Below are 18093 nucleotides of genomic sequence, written 5' to 3'. Positions count from 1 at the left end.
CACCTTCGTGCTGCAGACCGGTCTCGACATGAAGGTGACCGACAATGCCACGCTCGGCATCTCCTACAATGGCGAGTTCGGCTCCGGATCGTCGACCAACGGCGTCGACGCAAGGCTCAGCGTGAAATTCTGACCTTGCTCAATGCCAGGGCCGGATCGATCCGGCCCTGGAGTCACGGAAAAGGAAAGCCGGCAAACCGTCAGTTCGCCTGGCGCTGCCGCACATCGCACAGCGTCGACCGCGTCAGGAAACGCTTCTCGCGTCCATTGTCGAGCGAGAACATCCCGCCGCGTCCAGGCACCACGTCGATGACCAGATCGGTGTGCTTCCACGCGCTGTACTGCGACTCGCTGATATAGACCGGTGTGTCGCCGATGATGCCCAGCAGCACGTCGCGATCGCCGACGATGAAGTCGCCGCGCGGATAACACATGGGTGAGGAGCCATCGCAGCAACCGCCGGACTGGTGGAAAAGCACCGGCCCGTGGTCGGCGATGATCTCGTTGAGCAACTCGATCGCCTCGGGCGTGGCGGTGACCTTGTCCTGCGAAAGCTTTTCCAATGTTCACCCCCGTCGTCGCGAGCGGCGCGGCGAAAAGCGCCGCGCCGCAGACGCAACTCAAAACGGCTCAGAAGAAGCCGAGCTTCTTCGGGCTGTAGCTGACCAGCATGTTCTTGGTCTGCTGGTAATGGTCGAGCATCATCTTGTGGTTCTCGCGGCCGATGCCCGACTGCTTGTAGCCGCCGAACGCCGCATGCGCCGGATAGGCGTGATAGCAGTTGGTCCAGACGCGGCCGGCCTGGATCGCACGGCCGAAGCGATAGGCCCGCGTACCGTCGCGGGTCCACACGCCGGCGCCAAGCCCGTAGAGCGTGTCGTTGGCGATGCTCAGCGCCTCGTCTTCATCCTTGAAGGTGGTGACGGCCACCACCGGCCCGAAGATCTCTTCCTGGAAGATGCGCATCTTGTTGGTGCCCCTGAACACCGTCGGCTTGACGTAGTAGCCGCCGGCCAGATCCCCGGGCAGGTCGTTGCGCTCGCCGCCGGTCAGCACGTCCGCCCCCTCCTTCTTGCCGATATCGAGGTAGGACAGGATCTTCTCGAGCTGCTCCGAGGAGGCCTGCGCGCCGATCATGGTCGCCGGGTCGAGCGGGTCGCCCTGCACGATCGCCTCGACGCGCCTGATCGCCTTCTCCATGAACCGGTCATAGATCTTCTCGTGGATCAGGGCACGGCTCGGGCAGGTGCAGACCTCGCCCTGGTTGAGCGCGAACATGACGAAACCCTCGATCGCCTTGTCGAGGAAGTCGTCGTCTTCGGCCGCGACATCCTGGAAGAAAATGTTCGGCGATTTGCCGCCCAGCTCAAGCGTCACCGGGATCAGGTTCTGCGAGGCATACTGCATGATGAGGCGGCCGGTGGTCGTCTCGCCGGTGAAGGCGATCTTGGCGATGCGCGGATTGGATGCCAGCGGCTTGCCGGCTTCGAGGCCGAAACCGCTGACGACATTGACCACGCCCGGCGGCAGGATGTCGGCGATCAGCTCCAAAAGCACATGGACCGATGCAGGCGTCTGTTCGGCCGGTTTCAACACCACGCAGTTGCCGGCGGCAAGTGCCGGCGCCAGCTTCCATACCGCCATCAGGATCGGGAAGTTCCACGGGATGATCTGGCCAACGACGCCGAGCGGCTCATGGAAATGATAAGCAACCGTGTCGTGGTCGATCTCGGAAATCGAACCTTCCTCGGCGCGAACTGCCGCGGCGAAATAGCGGAAGTGATCGATGGCAAGCGGGATATCGGCAGCGGTGGATTCGCGAATGGGCTTGCCGTTGTCCCAGGTCTCGGCGAGCGCCAGGGTGGCAAGATTCTCCTCCATCCTGTCGGCAATGCGGTTGAGCAGCAGCGCACGCTCGGCCACGCTCGTCCTGCCCCAGGCATCCTTGGCCTTGTGCGCGGCATCGAGCGCCGCCTCGACATCGGCGGAATCGGAGCGGGCGATCTCGCAAAGCACACGGCCGTTCACCGGCGAGGTGTTTTCGAAATACCTGCCCGACTTCGGCGCCACGTACTGGCCACCGATGAAATTGTCATATTTCTTGGCGAACGGCGCCTTGGCCGAACGGTGAAATTCCACCTTGTTCATGGCATCCTCCCAGATGTGTCGAAACCGCCAGATGCGGCCCAGGGAGAGTGTTGCTGCTGGCCGGATGGTTGTCAGCGCACCGCGGAAAGCGAGCCCTAGGAACCTGTCGCAGAACTGCGACAGGTTCCTGACGCCGAATGCGCTAGCGCGACATTTCCAGCCGGTTGAGCTTCCGATGCAAGGTAGCGCGACTGACACCCAGCAGCCGGGCGGCGGCGGCGACGTTGCCGTCGGACCGCGCGAGCGCGCGCTGCAACACCGCTCGCTCGGCCTCCCGCAATTCCCCGCCACCGAGCTCCCGCTTTCCGAGCAGATCACCGGCCGGGAGCGGTTTCGCGAGTTGGTCGGATGTCAGGCCGAGCGACATGCGCGCCGCGCGCGTTGCCCCGATCACGAGATCGTCGCGGTCGATCGCCAGCAGGCCGCCGGCATGCTTGTCCTGCGCGGGCGCAAGCAGGATTCGCGCCTCGGGAAACATCTGCCTGAAATGGTCCGCCTCGATGCGGCGCGCGGCATCCGCCACCGCCATCGAAATCAGGCCGGCGAAACCCTCGGTAAGATCCGCCCGGCACGACGACACGTCGAGCGCGGCGGCAAGATTGCCCTCATGATCGAAGATCGGCGCCGTCGTGCAGGAAAGCCCGGTGTTGCGATCGAGAAAGTGCTGGTCGGCATGAATGGTCAAGGTCCGCTGCTCCACGATGCAGGTGCCGATGCCGTTGGTACCCTCGGCGTCCTCGCTCCAGACCGTGCCCGTCCACAGGCCCCAGGTCTCGAACGTCCTGTCGTCGCCGGACGCGCCGCGCCGATCCACCGGGATGCCGTTGGTGTCGGCAAGCAGGACGCAGCAACCGACGCCGCCCACAGCGAGGTAGAGCCGGTCGAGGCTCGCCTGGGCGGTTCGTATCAAGGGCTCGATGCGCTGGTGCGCCATTCGCAATTCCGCGCTTGTGAGCCTGAGTGGCGGCTTGTGCTCGGCGGGATCGAGACGATGAAGCGACGCGGAGCGTTGCCAGGACGCCACAAGCGCGGACCTCGCGGCATCGCTGGATTTGATGGCTGCCTGAATCTTGTCGGCATGCCTGGCATATGCATGCATCGGCTTCTCCAGACGTCGTCTTTCGTGCCTTTGGTAAATGCTCGCTAGCTATACGTGAATATAACGGTCAGAATGGGGACAACACAAGCAAGCTGCCATAGGATGGTAACAAGCGCTCATTGCCATTTCGTACAAGATCGCCCACGGTCATGAGACAACCGGCGGCGATGACCAATCCGCCCCCTGCTCTTTCTCGTTATGAACGGCTGACCATGAACGACCCCAGCAGCATCGGCTTTCTCACCACCTCGGAAGGACAGGATTGGCAGGCCAGCCTTGCCGAAGCGGCAGCCAGATGGCGCAAGGCCGGCGGCACGGTCGTCGGCGTGCTTTCTGCTGCTCCCGACGCTCAAGGCTCCTGCCGTGTCGGCCATCTGCGCGACATCGCTTCCGGACGGAAATTCTCCATCCAGATCGAAAATCCGCCGGAAGGAGCGAGTTGCCATCTCGACTCAGCCGGCATGGATGCGGCCTGCCAGTTCCTGCTTTCCCAGATCAGCACGGCCGATGTCGTCATCCTGAGCAAGTTCGGGAAGACAGAAATCACCCAGCATGGCCTGTGGGCGGCTTTCGTGACGGCCGCCGAAGCCGGCAAGCCGGTCATCACCACGGTCTCGCCCCGGCAACGCAATGCCTGGCTGCAGTTTGCGCCCGGAGCTTTCGAGCTGACGCCTGACGAACAGTCGATTGATCGTTGGTGGCAGGCCGCCAGGTCCCGCCTGGCGGCCTGACCAGGCTACTCGCCGGCAGCCGCCTGCAGTTGCGGGGCTTCGGACTCGAGGCGGTCACCCACCGAAAGCCCATGCGATTTTGCAAAGGCCGCGGCCGAGAGTTTCTGGCCTGCCTCTGTACGCACCTTACCCAGCTCGATCGTCCCACCCTGGACGGTAACATGCACGGTCTGTTCGCCGATCGCGGCGATCTCGCCCGGCTTGCCCTGGACGTCGCCGAACCGGCGCACCGGATGCTTGCGGCTTTCGAACAGCCTCACCTTCTCGCCAAGAACAGTCGTCCAGGCGCCCGGCGCAGGATCACAGCCCCGGATCAGGTTGTGGATGGCATCCAGATGCGCGTTCCAGCCGATCCTGGCCTCCGCGTCGCGGCACCAGCCTTCATAAGAAGCAGCATTCTCGTCCTGGACCACCTCGACATGACGACCGGCGACAACAAGGTCCGCCGCTTCCAGCATGGCATCGATGCCGAGCGGGAAAAGCCGGTCGAAATAGACCGTTCCAAGCGTGTCGTTTTCGCCGATCTCGACGGCTTTCTGCAGGATCACCGGCCCCTCGTCCAGCCCGTCGGTCGGCCGGAAAATGGTCAGGCCGGTGCGGCTGTCACCCTTGATGATCGGCCAGTTGATCGAGCTGGGACCACGATAGGCCGGCAGCAGCGACGGATGATACTGGATGGTGCCGTGCCTGGGGATGTTGACGAAGGCCTGCGGGGCGAACTGCAGCACATAGGCCATCACGGCGAGATCGACGTCGAGCGCGCGCAACGCGCCCTCGGCTGCCTGGCTTTTCAGGTTGGGGAGCTGGAAGAGCCTCAAGCCATGCTCTTCCGCCGCGACCCGCAGCGGGTCTGGACGAGCACCCGGCTTCTCGGGCGCGCAGAAGACGCCGGCCACGTCGTCGCCGCGCGCCAGGAATGCCTCCAGGACACTCTTGCCGAAAGCCTGCTGGCCGATGATTGCGATACGCATGATGCCTCCTCGAATTTGGCAAAGACCGTCCGTGCCCTCGCTTCAGCGAGAGTCTGTCCTCGACTGTTGGTGGAAAGCCGGCAGCGCGCCGGGGTGGAAAATCAGCGTCCGGTGTTGATCCAGATCACCTTGGGCTCGGTGAAATTGTCGATTGCGGCCTCGCCATGTTCGCGGCCGAAGCCGGAATCGCGCGCACCGCCCCAGGGCAGGCGAATGTCGGTCGGTCCATAGGTGTTGACCCAGACGGTGCCGGCCTTCAACCGCTTGGTGAAGCGGTGGGCGCGGCCGATATCGCCGGTCCAGACCCCAGCGGCCAGGCTGTAGACCGTTCCGTTGGCAATCCGCAGCGCGTCCTCGTCATCCTTGAAGGGGATGACGGCAGCCACGGGGCCGAAGATTTCTTCCTGCGAGATGCGCATGTCATGATGCACTCCAGCAAACACGGTCGGCTCCACGAAATAGCCGGCTGATCCGTGCCGTGCGCCACCGGTGATCACGGAAGCACCTTCGTTGCGGCCGATCTCGATGTAGTTCAGCACCCGGTTCATCTGGGCTTCCGACACCAGCGGCCCCATCGCCGTCGATGTTTCGAGCGGGTCGCCGACGCGGATCGATTGCGCCCGCGCAGCCAGCCGCTCCACCACCGCATCGTGAATGCTCTCATGCACCAGGATGCGCGACCCTGCCGAGCACACCTGGCCGGTGTTGAAGAAGATGCCGGATCCCGCTGCCTTGACCGCGGTATCGACATCGCCGTCCGGGAAAATGATGTTGGCCGACTTGCCGCCGAGCTCCAGCGTCACCCGCTTGAGGTTGCCGGCGGCACCCTGAAGGATCTGCCTGCCGACGACCGGCGAACCGGTGAAGGTGACCTTGTCGACGTCGGGATGGTCGACCAGCGCCTGGCCAGCCACCTTGCCGAAGCCCGGCACCACGTTGAGCACCCCGGCAGGGAAGCCGGCTTCCAGAGCGAGGTCGCCTATCTTGAGAGCCGTGAGCGGTGTCAGTTCGGCAGGCTTGAGCACCACGGTGCAGCCGCAGGCGAGCGCCGGGGCGATCTTCCACATCCCGATCATCAGCGGGAAATTCCAGGGTATGATGGCGCCGACGACCCCTAGTGGCTCGCGGACGGTATAGGTCAGCGCGTCGGGCCGCGCCGGGATCACCTGGCCGTTGATCTTGTCGGCCATGCCGGCATAGTAGGTCAGCGTATCCAGCACGGCCGGCAGATCCTGCCGCGCGATCGCGGAAACCGGCTTGCCGGAATCGAGGCTTTCCAGCCTGGCGAGCTCGGCTTCATCCCGCCGGATGAGTTCCGCCAGCCTGAGCAGCAGCGCGCCGCGTTCGGATGCCTTCATCTGGCCCCACGGTCCTTCGAAGGCGGCGCGCGCCGAACGAACGGCGACGTCGATATCTTCCACGCCAGCCTCGGCAACCCTGGCCAGCACCTGTCCGGTCGCCGGGTTCAGCGTCTCGAAGGTGCGCCCCGAAAGGGCCGCGACGCGACGCCCGTCGATCAGAAGCCTATGCATATCGCTGTCGATGACCCGGTCCAGCACATTTTCCTCCCAAATATGAATTTGAGTTCATATCTATTGTGCACGACCGCGACCCGATTGGTCGTTATCACCACGACCATGAAACTATTTTCATTGTAATTCTGGGGGAATATGAAATCTTCTGCCGAAAGACCGGCAGAGATATATGATCGGGAAGACCTATCTTCTGCTGGCAGGATATGAACGTTGATTCATATCTTAAAACGGCAACCGGTCAGCCATGGAGGAGGCATGATCCAGATCGAGATCGAACCCGTATGGCGTTTCAGCAGACGCGAAGGGAACCGCTCGCTGCAGATCATGCTGGATTTCCTCGCCGAAATTCATGCCACCGGAAAGATCACCGCCGCGGCAGACAAGGCAGAGGTTTCATACCGCCACGCCTGGAACCTGATCGAGAAATGGTCGGACTTCTTCGAGATGCCGCTGGTGGTACGCAAGCAGGGCAGCGGAACCAGGCTGACGCCGTTCGGTGAAAAGCTGGTCTGGGCCGGACAGCGGCTCGAGGCCAGGCTGAGGCCCCTGCTCCAGAACCTGTCGCAGGAACTCGAGACCGAAATCAACCAGATGCTGCCGAATGGCCCGCTGGTGCTGCGTGTCCATGCCAGCCATGGTTTCGCGGTGCCGAAGCTGCGCGAACTGCTCAGCCGCGAGCCGGGGCTCGACGTCGATTTTCGCTATGTCAGCAACCAGAACTCGCTCGTATCATTGTCGCATGGCGGCTGCGATCTTGCCGGCATGCACCTGCCGCAGGGTGACTTGCGGAAGCGGGCGATCGCCGTCAGCAAGGGCTGGCTGAACCCCAGCGTTCACCGTGTCATCGGTTTCGTTACCCGCGAGGTCGGCCTGATCGTGGCGCGTGGCAATCCGCTCGGGATCACGACGGTGGAGCGCCTGCTCGACCCGCAGATCCGTTTCGTCAATCGCGACCCCGATTCCGGCACGCGGCAGCTGTTCGAACTGCTGCTTGCCCAGCACCAGCTCGATGGAACCCGCATCAACGGCTATGAACACGCCGAATTCACCCATGCCGCCGTGGCCGCCTATGTGGCATCGGGAATGGCCGATGTCGCCTTCGGCGTCGAGGCGGCAGCCCGGCAGTTCGACCTGGGTTTCGTTCGCCTGCTGACCGAGGATTATTTCTTCGTCTGCCGCAAGGACATCCTCGAGGTTGACGCGGTCAGGCGTATCCTGAAGGTCATGCAGGGCCGCGACTTCCACAGCGCCATTTCGCTTGTGCCCGGCTACAGCGTCAGGGACCCCGGCGTCATCAAGACGATCGCCGACGTGTTTCGCAAGTCGGAGTAGCCGGCGTTGCGACCCGGCCCTGGGGTCGCGTCAGGAATAACGCGGCAGCACCAGGTCGCGCGTTAACGGCGCCAGCGTGACCCCGCCGGTATTCTGCGCATCCAGCCAGGCGATCTCTTCGATCTCGGCCGCCGGTCTGGGCTCCCCCATGGCGCTGACTTCATACAGATCCGCCACAACCGTGGCGTCCGGCTCATTGGCCGCCTCGGCCGAAAACACACCGAGATATCGAAGCGCATCAGTCTCGAAGGAGAGCCCGAGCTCCTCATTCAATTCACGCAGAAGTGCCGCTTCGGGTTTCTCTCCCGGTTCGATCTTGCCACCCGGCTGCATGAAGGTGGTCGTGCCGCGCTTGCGCACGAGCAGCAGCCTGCCTCGGCTGTCCAGAATGGCTGCAGCCGCGATACGGATCGTCCTGTGTCCCATTGGCGGCGCTCCCGATCCAGCCGCGGATGCGCTGGCCCATCAGGGATGCGCTGAGTCCCACGGTCGTGTCGAGCCTGCGTCCCCGCACGGCTCCAATATGGGGCGCCGCAGGACAGGCACGCAAACCTGCTGCTCGATCCCGGAGAGACGCGCCACGGTGACGTCCACGCCGTAGAGCCTGCTGAGGGCCTCGGGTGTCAGAACCGCATCCGGCGTTCCGGAGGCGACAATCGTGCCCGCGCTCATCAAGGCGACGGTGCCCGCGCAGGCGAAGGCGTGGCCGGGCTCATGCGTGGAGAGCACGACGGCGATGCCCTCCCCCTTAAGAGCCAGTATCTGGCTAAGGATGCGCGCCTGGTTGCCGAAATCGAGACTGGCGGTCGGTTCATCCATGACGATCATGGCGGGGCGCTGCACCAGCGCGCGCGCAACCAGCGTCATCTGGCGCTCGCCGCCGCTGATCTCGGTATAGGGATGATCGCCGAGATGCGCGATGCCGAGCCGGGTGAGCGTCTCGTGCACGATCGCCCTGTCACTGGCCGACGGCCGGTCGAAAGTACCGATCCGGCTGGCGCGCCCCATCAAGGCGACGTCGAAGACACTGAAGGGAAAGTGAGCCGCCGTGGCCTGCGGCACATAGGCGACACGCTGCGCGAAATGCCGGCGCGACAGGCTGGAGACGGGGATGCCATCCAGGTCCAGCCGCCCGCCGAGGGCTGGCAGCAGGCCGAGCACGGTCTTGAAGAGGGTCGTCTTGCCGCAGCCGTTCGGCCCGAGCAGGCAGAACACTTCACCTGCCGAAACCGAAAAGGTGGCGCCGCTGCCGACACGTCTTCCCGGGTAGCCGAAGGCGAGATCGACGGCACTCAGCATCAGGCCCATCCCCTTGCCGACTTCACCAGCAGCCACAGGAAGAACGGTGCGCCGACGGCCGCCGTCAGGATACCAAGCGGGATTTCGATGCTGGCCGCGTTGCGGGCCAGCGTGTCCATCAGCACCAGGTAACCCGCCCCCAGCAGCACGCTGGCCGGCAGCAGCCGCGTGAAATCGGGGCCGACAAGGGCACGCGCCAGATGCGGAACCAGCAATCCGATCCAGCCGACGATACCCGAGACGGAGACGGCGGCGGACGTCATCAGCGTCGCGGCAACGATCAGGACGAGCCGTATCCTTCCCGTTTCCACCCCCAGCGCCCGCGCCTCTTCATCGTCGAGCGTCATCAGGTTCATGCGCCAGCGCAACAGCACCATCGGGATGAGGCCGACCACCATCACCGGCAGAATCGAGACGAGATCGCCGCGCGTGACGCTGGCAAGGCTGCCGAGCAGCCAGAAGGTGATGGCCGGCAACTGGTTGTAGGGGTCGGCCAGCACCTTGAGCAGCGAGATGCAGGCGCCAAGCAAAGCCCCGATTGCAATCCCGGCCAGCACCAGCATCAGCATCGGGTCGCGGCCACGCGCGGCATTGCCGATGCCATAGACAAGCGCCACGGCGGCCAGCCCCCCGGCAAACGACAGGCCCTGGACGGCGAGGACCGGCAGGGAAAAGAAGATGCCGCAGATCGCGCCAAGGCTGGAGCCGGCCGAGACCCCCAATATGTCCGGCGAAACCAGCGGATTGCGGAACAGTCCCTGATACACCGCCCCGCTGACGGCAAGCGCAGCCCCGACCAGAAGTCCGCACACGACACGCGGCAGGCGAACGTTCCACACCACCGTATCGACAATCGGCGGCTGGCCGCTCTCGCTCCCCGTCAGCCTTGCCGCGACGACGCGGAAAGCCTCCGCCAGGCTGACGCCGTAATGGCCGAATGACAGAGCCGCGACCACCACGAGGACCAGCGTCAGACATGCGGCGACCCAGCCCAACCGGGCTTTCCCCTTGCCGGTCGCCGAGAAAGCTGCCCCTGGTGATTGCGTCATCTTATGGTTTCGGCCGGGCATCCGCGAGCAACGTGTCCAGCTGCTTGTCCGTCAGCTCGACATGGTAGAACAGCTTGTAGAAGGAGCGCACCGTTGCCGCCAGTTCGCCGGACGATTTTCCCGGATAAAGAACCGAGACCAGCCATGGCACGCCGATGAGCCGGTTGATGCCGGGAGGGGAATCGAACCAGCCGAACGGCAATGTCGGCGTGTGGTAGACACGCCGCTTCTGGACCGCGCCGATGCCCGACCATGACGGATCCTTGAGGATGGCTGCCTGGGCATCCGCGTCGAGCGTCAGGATTACGTCGGGGTTCCAGGCCAGCACCTGTTCCAGAGAGACATTCGCAAGGCTGCCCTTGCCGGCGGCATCGGCGACGCTGTGTGCTCCCACCGCGCCAAGGATTTCCGTGGTGATCGAACCTGCCAGGCCGGTCTCAAGCCCCTTCGGTCCGCGCCCGTAGTAAACTTTCGGGCGTTCATTCATCGGAACAGTAGCCAGCAGTGAATCCATGTCCTTGAGCGTGGTTGCGGCATAGGCGGCGAGTTCCTCGCCGCGCTGCGGCACGCCCAGCAGATCGGCGGTCTTGCGCAGCGTTTCAACGGATTTGGCAAAGGAGCCGTCGATCAGCACATAGGGAATCCCGGTCTGCTCCTGCACCCGGTCCGCCAGCGATGCGTAGGTCGCGTCGACCGTGCCGACATCGATGATGATGTCCGGCTTCAGCGAGAGCACCAGTTCCAGATTGGCGGTATTGCCCTTGCCGGTCAGCCGGCCATAGGCAGGCAGGTCCCTGTAGGGCGCGGCCAGGAATTCCTTTTCCCCGGCGCCCGGCTCGCGCACCCAGCCGACCATCTTGTCGGGCGCCAGCACATACAACAGCGTGGAGGCCGGCGGGCCTGCCGCCAGCACGCGCTCCACACGTTCAGGCAATGTGACGGAACGCCCCGCGGAATCGACGATCGTGCGGCCTGCGGCCTGCGCGGATGCGGCCGCCGCCACGCCGAGGCATAGAAGCAGGAATGCCTGCGAGAGCCGCACCAGAAATCCCCGTCGATCCATTTTTCGTCCCCTCGCACGCTTGAAATCAGCACGATTGTTATTTCTGTTCTGACATATCGGTCAAGGAAGGGGATTGCTGGCCTACTGCAATAAACTGTTTAGCGCGAACCGTTGCCTTGACGGAGTGCGCGTTCTTTGTATTTGTCCGTATATTACGCTTACAAATTGGGAGGACGACCTGTCGTCACGTTGGCGGCGGGCAAGTCCGATCGGGGCATTGAGGGGGATTTTCATGAAGCGACTTTCGTCGACGACTTTGCTCGTCCTTTTGACAACCGCTGCCGCACTGCCGGTTGCTCATGCGCAGCAGCAGGACGGGAACGTCGAAAAGAAAAAGGACGACGCACCTGCTGCGCCCGCCCGTGCGGGCACTTCCCCCGTCTTCGAGCTCGGCGAGATCGTCGTCTATGGCGCCGCTACAGGCACCTCTTCCGACATTGGCGGTCAGTCGGTGTCGCGCAGCGTCGTGACGGCAAAGGACATCCACAAGAGCAACCGCAACACACTCGACGATGCGCTGGCAGCCACGCCGGGTGTCGAGGTCTCCAACACCGGCGGCAGCCGCAACGAAAGGCTGATCTACGTTCGCGGCTTCGATCGTTTCCAGGTGCCGCTCTATATCGACGGCATCCGTGTCTATCTGCCGGCCGACAATCGTCTCGACTACGGACGCTTCCTGACGCCGGACCTTTCCGAGATCCAGGTGCAGAAGGGTTACGTCTCGGTGCTGAGCGGGCCTGGCGGCATGGGCGGCGCCATCAACCTCGTCACCAGGAAGCCGACCAAGGAATTCGAAGGCGAACTGCGCACCGGCGTCGACCTCGGCAACACCGGTGATCTTTCCGCGTTCACGACATCCGGCTGGGTCGGAACCAAGCAGGAGAAATTCTATCTCCAGGCCAGCGGTTCATTCCGCAACAGCGACGGCTGGTTCCTGCCGCAGGGCTTCAATCCGGTCCCGGTCGGCATCGGCGGGCCCGTCGAGGATGGCGGCCGCCGCGACTTCTCCAACGTTCGCGACTGGCGTGCCAACTTCAAGCTCGGCTACACGCCGAACGAGACCGACGAATACGTCATCAGCTACACCAAGCAGCAGGGTGAGAAGGCCGCGCCCTACAGCATCTACGAGCCGGTGCGCGGCATCACGCGCACGCCGCTGCCGGCGGGCGCCGCCTACCAGCGCGACTGGGAATGGCCACGCTGGGACATCGACTCGCTGGCTTTCTACTCGCACACGCAACTCGGCGACGAGTCCTATGTGAAGACCAAGGCCTACTACAACACTTTCTACAACCTGCTTTCGGCCTATGACGACTCGACCTTCACGAGCCAGAAGCAGGCGCGCGCCTTCAACAGCTACTATGACGACAGCGCCTATGGTGTCAGCGTCGAGGCCGGAACCGAACTCATCCCTATGAACACGCTGAAAGGCGCCGTTCACTACCGCCGCGACGACCACACCAACTGGGATCACAACCAGCCGGGCACTTCAGCCTTCGTCGACCCGAAGCAGACGAAACTGGAGGACACCTGGTCCGTGGCGGTCGAAAACACCTTCCACGCTACCGAGAGCTTGGATTTCGTCGGCGGCATCAGCTATGACAAGAACAAGCTGGTCAAGGCCCAGAAATACGACTCGGCCAGCAAGAAGATGTCCGAATATCCGCATGGCGGCAGCTCGGCATTCAACTGGCAGGGGGCGGCGATCTATCGCTACAGCGACGCGTCGGAATTCCACGCCAGCATTTCCTCACGCACGCGTTTCCCGACCCTGTTCGACCGGTTCAGCACCCGCTTCGGCGATGCCCTGCCGAACCCGGATCTCAGCCCCGAGCGCGCCGTGAACTACGAGCTCGGCTGGGCCGGCAAACCGACCGAAACGCTGAAGATCGGCGGCTCGGTGTTCTACAGCGACGTCTCCGACGTGATCCAGTCGGTGAGTGTTGGTGGCGGGAAAGTCCAGAGCCAGAACATCGGCGACGGCCGTTACCATGGTGTCGAAGTCTACGGTGAATGGGACGTGCTTTCCAATCTGACCTTGGGTGCGAGCTACACCTATCTGAAGCGCAAGCTTTCCGATCCGGTCAGGCCCGGCCTCAAGCCCATCGGCACGCCGGAACACAGCGCCTATCTCTATGCCGACTGGGTGCCGTACGAGAATTTCACCGTGTCGCCCAACGTCGCCATCTACAGCTCACGCTGGTCGACGGACCGGCTGGAGACCGCGTTCTTCGAAACCAAGGGCTTCGCGCTGGTCAATCTCAACATGAACTACAAGCTGAACGACAATTTCGAGTTCGACTTCGGCGTCAGGAACATCTTCGACAAGAACTACCAGCTTGCCTACGGCTTCCCGGAACAGGGCCGCACCTTCTACCTGAACTCGGCCATGCGGTTCTAGGGCATGGCCAGGCCGGCGAGATCGCACGCGCGGAAATCCGCGCGCGGCGCCGGCCCTGCCTCGCCTGCCCCGGCGACCGACGACAAGGCGGTGCCAGAAATTCCGGCGCCGCGGCCCGACAGCGATGACGTCATCCCGAACACCGCAGCACCGGAACCTGAGTCCGGCGAAGAACCGTCAGGCGGCCGCAGTGAAGCGCAGCGCTGGTTGCTGGGTGGCGTGGTCTCCGTCGCGGCCCATATCGGCGCCGGGCTCTATCTCGCCGCGATAGTCCTGCCTCCCGCCGCCGATACGGGCATCGTCGACTCCATCTCGGTAGAGTGGGTGCCTCCGGACGTATCCGAGGCTGCCCTGAAGGCCGAGCGGCCCGCGGATGCGGTCGACGAACCGGCACGCGCCGTTCCTCGGCCTGATATCGAAAAGGCGCCGGAAAAGCTTCCGCAAGACGAACCGGCGCAGGCCGATCCGCTCCCTGAAGACGACAAGCCCCCGACGACCGAACCCGCGCGGCAGCCGCGACAGGAAACAGCGGAAACCAGAACCGAAGCACCGCAGCCGAAACAGGAAGCCGCCCCTGCACCACAGGTTCTCCGCTCCGCGCAGCAAAACGTGCCAGCCGTGCCGGCCGTCACGAAGGCGCCGGAAAGCAAACCCGCCCGCCCGGTCGAGAAGCCCGGCGCCGCGCGACAGGAACCCCGAAAGGCCGAGAACAACAGCCGCACTCGCAAACTCGAACGGGCAGAGCCCGCCAGGCCGGTTCGCCAGCAGCGCAAGAGCGCGCCGAAGAAGACCGTGGCAGCAGACGAGTCCGGCCCATCTGAAAAAGCCGTTCGGCCGGCGGCGGTTTCACCGAAGCAGGCAACTTCCACGGGCCCCGCGAAGGCAACCAGCCGCGGCGCGGTATCACCTGCGCAATGGCAGGCCAAGGTCATCGCCCATATCCGCCGCTTCAGGCAATATCCCCCGGGCGCCAGTGGTTCTGCGTCGGTTCGCGTGCAGTTGCGCATCAATGGCCAAGGCGCCGTAAAATCGGCTTCGGTCGCGGGCTCCTCCGGCAATGCGGCCCTTGATCGCGCTGCGATCGAGACCGTGAAGCGGGCCTCCCCGGTACCCGCCCCGCCGCCTGAAATAGCCCGCTCCTCGATGACGCTGGCGATCACGATCAGTTTCAAGCGGTGAGCCACCGAAATCCATTGTCGGCAAATCCGCGACCATCCACACCAGTCGTTGACATCAAGTCGCTGTTCTATACTAGATATCGAAGTCGAGGTTCTCCCGAGTCGTCTGGTTCGGGAGCTAAGAGGGAAGCCGGTGCAAAGCCGGTGCTGCCCCCGCAACTGTAAGCAGTGAGCCCGCGTCGAAGAATGCCACTGGTGCCGTAACGCACCGGGAAGGCCGACAAGGGCGACGACCTGCGAGCCAGGAGACCTGCCGCGACGAACGAGAACGAACCTCGGGCGGGGTGTCCCGGCGGTGCGCGTGGCCGGGCGTCGCTGCGTCCCGAACGGCCAATGCGTTCCCCCAAAATCCCCGCCCACAACGCCACGGGGATGACATGGCAACGACTGCAGCGCTCACCACGAACGGAGCCCACAAGGCCCCACCGATCGGCGAAAGCCATCACTCGCCTCAGGCCGAACCCGGCTACAAGGTGATACGCCGCAACGGTTCGGTGACGCCGTTCGATGCGACGAAAATCGTGGTGGCGCTGACCAAGGCTTTCCTCGCCGTCGAAGGCTCGAGCGCGGCGGGCTCGCGGCGTGTGCATGACGTTGTCGAGGACCTGGCCGGACAGGTGGTTGCGGCGCTGACGCGCCGCTTCGAAGCCGGACGCACTTTCCATATCGAGGAAATCCAGGATCAGGTCGAACTGGCGCTGATGCGCGGCGAACACCACAAGGTGGCGCGCGCCTATGTGCTTTATCGCGCGGAGCGGGCGCGCGAGCGCCTGGTGGACAAGGCGGATGCGGTCGCGCCGGGCGGATCGCTCAACGTGAAGGGCGAAGACGGTGCGCTTGTTCCGCTCGACGACGCCCGCTTCTCGCGCGTGGTCGAAGAAGCCTGCGCCGGCCTGGAAGCCGTTTCGCCCGAGGCCATCCTCACCGAGGCACGCCGCAATCTCTATGACGGCATCACGCTGGATGAACTGTCGCTGGCGCCGATCCTGGCCGCACGCACGCTGGTCGAGACCGAGCCGAACTATGCCTTCGTTTCGGCCCGCCTGCTGCTCGACCGCCTCCGCCGCGAAGCCCTGAGTTTCGTCACCGGCCGAAGCGAGCAGGCAACCCAGGCCGAGATGGCGGGCCGCTATGCTTCCTACTTCCCGGAATTCATCACGGCCGGCATCGAAGCCGAGCTGATCGATCCAGAACTCGGCCGCTTCGACCTCGCCCGGCTGGGTGCCGCGCTGAAGCCCGAACGCGACCTGCAGTTCCAGTATCTCGGTCTGCAGACACTCTACGACCGCTATTTCCTGCACACGAAGGGCAAGCGTTTCGAGCTGCCGCAGGCCTTCTTCATGCGGGTCGCCATGGGACTGGCGGTGCGCGAGATCGACCGCGAGGCTCGGGCCGTCGCGTTCTACGACCTGCTGTCCTCCTTCGACTTCATGGCTTCGACGCCGACGCTGTTCAATTCCGGCACGCTACGGCCGCAGTTGTCGTCATGCTTCCTGACCACCGTCGCCGACGACCTCGACGGCATCTTCAAGGTGGTCAAGGACAACGCGCTGTTGGCCAAATACTCCGGCGGCCTCGGCAATGACTGGACCCCGGTTCGCGGCCTTGGCGCGCACATCAAGGGCACCAATGGCGAGAGCCAGGGCGTGGTGCCATTCCTGAAGGTGGCGAACGACACCGCTATCGCCGTCAACCAGGGCGGCAAGCGCAAGGGCGCCGTGTGCGCCTATCTCGAGACGTGGCATGTCGACATCGAGGAGTTCCTCGACCTGCGCAAGAACACCGGCGACGACCGCCGCCGCACGCATGACATGAACACCGCCAACTGGGTGCCGGACCTGTTCATGGAACGGGTCGAGGCCAATGGCGAATGGACGCTGTTCTCGCCAGACGAGACGGCTGACCTGCACGATCTCTACGGATCCGCGTTCCGGCAGACCTACGAGGCCTATGAGGCGAAGGCAGCCGCCGGCGGGCTCAAGGTCTTCCGCAAGATCCGCGCCGTCGACCTCTGGCGCAAGATGCTGACCATGCTGTTCGAGACGGGACACCCCTGGATCACCTTCAAGGACCCTTGCAACATCCGTTCGCCGCAAGGCCATGTCGGCGTGGTTCACTCCTCCAATTTGTGCACCGAAATCACGCTGAACACGTCGAAGGACGAGGTCGCCGTCTGCAATCTCGGCTCCATCAACCTGGTCAACCATGTCAGCGAAAAGGGGCTGGACCTCGATCGCCTGGCAAAGACCGTTGGCGTCGCCATGCGCATGCTCGACAACGTCATCGACATCAATTTCTACACCATCCCAGAGGCGCGCCGTTCCAACCTGCGCCACCGGCCGGTGGGACTGGGCCTGATGGGCTTCCAGGATGCACTGCAGCTGCTGCGCATCCCCTATGCCTCGGATGAAGCGGTCGCCTTCGCCGACGCCAGCATGGAGGCGATCAGCTACCAGGCCATCTCGGCCTCGGTCGATCTTGCCGCCGAGCGTGGCCGCTACCCGAGCTATGAAGGATCGCTGTGGTCGAAAGGCATCCTGCCGATCGACTCCATTGCCCTCCTGGAAAAGGCGCGGCCCAGCGTGGAGATGGATGCGTCTTCCACGCTCGACTGGGACGCGTTGCGCAAGCGGGTCAAGAAATCCGGCATGCGCAATTCGAACTGCATGGCAATCGCGCCGACCGCCACCATTTCCAACATCTGCGGCGTGTCGCAGTCAATCGAGCCCGGCTACCAGAACCTCTTCGTCAAATCGAACATGTCCGGCGATTTCACGGTGGTGAACGCGCAGCTCGTGCATGATCTCAAGGCTCGCGGCCTGTGGGATGAGGTGATGATCTCCGACCTCAAATATTTCGACGGCTCGCTCGGCCAGATCGACAGGGTGCCCGACGACATCAAGGCGCTCTATGCGACCGCCTTCGAGATCGATTCCTCCTGGCTGATCGACGCGGCGTCACGACGCCAGAAATGGATCGACCAGGCGCAGTCGCTCAACCTCTACATTGCCAATCCCTCCGGCAAGAAGCTCGACGAACTCTATCGTCTTGCCTGGCGAAAAGGCCTGAAGACGACCTACTACCTGCGCTCGCGCTCGGCGACGCATGTCGAGAAGTCGACACTGAAGGGCACCGACGGCAAGCTCAATGCCGTCTCGGCTGTCGTGACAGCAGCACCGGCCGCCCAGCCGATCATCGTCAATGCCGATGCCGCCTGGGGCAAAGCCTGCGCCATCGACGATCCGGAATGTGAAGCCTGCCAGTAAGCAGCGAAGAAAAAGAAGGAG

General features: G+C 63.8%; 14 protein-coding genes and 1 riboswitch. Of the genes, 5 read left to right on the top strand and 9 right to left on the bottom strand.

Going from position 1 to position 18093, the window contains the following annotated elements; genetic code table 11:
- Positions 1-200 precede the first annotated feature (200 nt).
- The 3 genes from ACFWYE_RS11175 to ACFWYE_RS11165 form a co-directional block, all read right to left on the bottom strand.
- Positions 201-563 carry a DUF779 domain-containing protein gene (locus ACFWYE_RS11175; protein ID WP_379111380.1) on the bottom strand — a complete coding sequence of 121 codons (363 nt, stop codon included), beginning with the start codon at positions 561-563 and terminating at the stop codon, positions 201-203.
- A 67-nt stretch (positions 564-630) separates the two neighbouring features.
- Entirely contained in the window at positions 631-2148 is a 1518-nt protein-coding gene (gene adh, locus ACFWYE_RS11170; RefSeq protein ID WP_379111378.1) for an aldehyde dehydrogenase, read from the bottom strand.
- A gap of 142 nt (positions 2149-2290) precedes the next feature.
- Positions 2291-3247, bottom strand: a complete 957-nt coding sequence (locus ACFWYE_RS11165) for a helix-turn-helix domain-containing protein (RefSeq protein ID WP_379111376.1) — start codon at positions 3245-3247, stop codon at positions 2291-2293.
- A gap of 212 nt (positions 3248-3459) precedes the next feature.
- On the opposite strand from ACFWYE_RS11165, the gene ACFWYE_RS11160 reads away from it, so the two are divergent.
- Positions 3460-3978 (top strand): DUF2478 domain-containing protein, encoded by a 519-nt coding sequence (locus ACFWYE_RS11160; RefSeq protein WP_379111375.1) that lies wholly within the window; start codon positions 3460-3462, stop codon positions 3976-3978.
- Positions 3979-3983: 5 nt separating this feature from the next.
- On the opposite strand, the gene ACFWYE_RS11155 is transcribed toward ACFWYE_RS11160, so the two are convergent.
- Together ACFWYE_RS11155 and ACFWYE_RS11150 are read right to left on the bottom strand one after the other, a co-directional pair.
- Entirely contained in the window at positions 3984-4949 is a 966-nt protein-coding gene (locus tag ACFWYE_RS11155; protein ID WP_379111373.1) for a methionyl-tRNA formyltransferase, read from the bottom strand.
- Between the two features lie 101 nt (positions 4950-5050).
- Positions 5051-6481, bottom strand: a complete 1431-nt coding sequence (locus tag ACFWYE_RS11150; RefSeq protein WP_379111429.1) for an aldehyde dehydrogenase family protein — start codon at positions 6479-6481, stop codon at positions 5051-5053.
- Positions 6482-6739: 258 nt separating this feature from the next.
- Here ACFWYE_RS11150 and ACFWYE_RS11145 point away from each other — a divergent pair, with 258 nt between their 5' ends.
- The gene (locus tag ACFWYE_RS11145) at positions 6740-7816 is read left to right on the top strand and encodes a substrate-binding domain-containing protein (protein WP_379069082.1); all 1077 of its coding nucleotides are present in this window, start codon (positions 6740-6742) and stop codon (positions 7814-7816) included.
- Between the two features lie 30 nt (positions 7817-7846).
- On the opposite strand, the gene ACFWYE_RS11140 is transcribed toward ACFWYE_RS11145, so the two are convergent.
- The 4 genes from ACFWYE_RS11140 to ACFWYE_RS11125 are packed head-to-tail and all read right to left on the bottom strand — an operon-like array spanning position 7847 to position 11227.
- Positions 7847-8242, bottom strand: a complete 396-nt coding sequence (locus ACFWYE_RS11140; protein ID WP_379111371.1) for an NUDIX domain-containing protein — start codon at positions 8240-8242, stop codon at positions 7847-7849.
- A gap of 39 nt (positions 8243-8281) precedes the next feature.
- Positions 8282-9118: an ABC transporter ATP-binding protein gene (locus ACFWYE_RS11135; RefSeq protein WP_379111427.1), complete on the bottom strand. Its 837-nt coding sequence runs from the start codon at positions 9116-9118 to the stop codon at positions 8282-8284.
- Positions 9115-10164, bottom strand: a complete 1050-nt coding sequence (locus ACFWYE_RS11130; protein ID WP_379111370.1) for a FecCD family ABC transporter permease — start codon at positions 10162-10164, stop codon at positions 9115-9117. Before ACFWYE_RS11130 ends, ACFWYE_RS11135 begins: the two co-directional genes overlap by 4 nt.
- A gap of 1 nt (position 10165) precedes the next feature.
- The gene (locus ACFWYE_RS11125) at positions 10166-11227 is read right to left on the bottom strand and encodes an iron ABC transporter substrate-binding protein (RefSeq protein WP_379111368.1); all 1062 of its coding nucleotides are present in this window, start codon (positions 11225-11227) and stop codon (positions 10166-10168) included.
- A 232-nt stretch (positions 11228-11459) separates the two neighbouring features.
- Here ACFWYE_RS11125 and ACFWYE_RS11120 point away from each other — a divergent pair, with 232 nt between their 5' ends.
- The 3 genes from ACFWYE_RS11120 to ACFWYE_RS11110 all read left to right on the top strand — a co-directional run bounded on the left by ACFWYE_RS11120 (position 11460) and on the right by ACFWYE_RS11110 (position 18072).
- Positions 11460-13628 (top strand): TonB-dependent receptor plug domain-containing protein, encoded by a 2169-nt coding sequence (locus tag ACFWYE_RS11120; protein WP_379111367.1) that lies wholly within the window; start codon positions 11460-11462, stop codon positions 13626-13628.
- A 90-nt stretch (positions 13629-13718) separates the two neighbouring features.
- Positions 13719-14807, top strand: a complete 1089-nt coding sequence (locus tag ACFWYE_RS11115) for a TonB family protein (protein ID WP_379111365.1) — start codon at positions 13719-13721, stop codon at positions 14805-14807.
- A 71-nt stretch (positions 14808-14878) separates the two neighbouring features.
- Positions 14879-15079: riboswitch (cobalamin riboswitch) on the top strand.
- 104 nt (positions 15080-15183) lie between these two features.
- Entirely contained in the window at positions 15184-18072 is a 2889-nt protein-coding gene (locus tag ACFWYE_RS11110) for a ribonucleoside-diphosphate reductase subunit alpha (RefSeq protein WP_379111364.1), read from the top strand.
- The last annotated feature ends 21 nt before the right edge of the window (positions 18073-18093 follow it).

Source organism: Mesorhizobium sp. NPDC059025, from assembly GCF_042739655.1.
GTDB lineage: Bacteria > Pseudomonadota > Alphaproteobacteria > Rhizobiales > Rhizobiaceae > Mesorhizobium.
Note: the sequence above shows the minus strand (reverse complement) of the source record. Positions and strands in the feature narration are given on the sequence as shown.

Coding starts and splice junctions, on each gene's coding strand:
- adh (WP_379111378.1), bottom strand. CDS start 2,148: ATGAACAAGGTGGAATTTCACCGTTCGGCCAAGGCGCCGTTCGCCAAG.
- ACFWYE_RS11140 (WP_379111371.1), bottom strand. CDS start 8,242: ATGGGACACAGGACGATCCGTATCGCGGCTGCAGCCATTCTGGACAGC.
- ACFWYE_RS11125 (WP_379111368.1), bottom strand. CDS start 11,227: ATGGATCGACGGGGATTTCTGGTGCGGCTCTCGCAGGCATTCCTGCTT.
- ACFWYE_RS11120 (WP_379111367.1), top strand. CDS start 11,460: ATGAAGCGACTTTCGTCGACGACTTTGCTCGTCCTTTTGACAACCGCT.
- ACFWYE_RS11145 (WP_379069082.1), top strand. CDS start 6,740: ATGATCCAGATCGAGATCGAACCCGTATGGCGTTTCAGCAGACGCGAA.
- ACFWYE_RS11160 (WP_379111375.1), top strand. CDS start 3,460: ATGAACGACCCCAGCAGCATCGGCTTTCTCACCACCTCGGAAGGACAG.
- ACFWYE_RS11130 (WP_379111370.1), bottom strand. CDS start 10,164: ATGACGCAATCACCAGGGGCAGCTTTCTCGGCGACCGGCAAGGGGAAA.
- ACFWYE_RS11110 (WP_379111364.1), top strand. CDS start 15,184: ATGGCAACGACTGCAGCGCTCACCACGAACGGAGCCCACAAGGCCCCA.
- ACFWYE_RS11165 (WP_379111376.1), bottom strand. CDS start 3,247: ATGCATGCATATGCCAGGCATGCCGACAAGATTCAGGCAGCCATCAAA.
- ACFWYE_RS11155 (WP_379111373.1), bottom strand. CDS start 4,949: ATGCGTATCGCAATCATCGGCCAGCAGGCTTTCGGCAAGAGTGTCCTG.
- ACFWYE_RS11150 (WP_379111429.1), bottom strand. CDS start 6,481: ATGCATAGGCTTCTGATCGACGGGCGTCGCGTCGCGGCCCTTTCGGGG.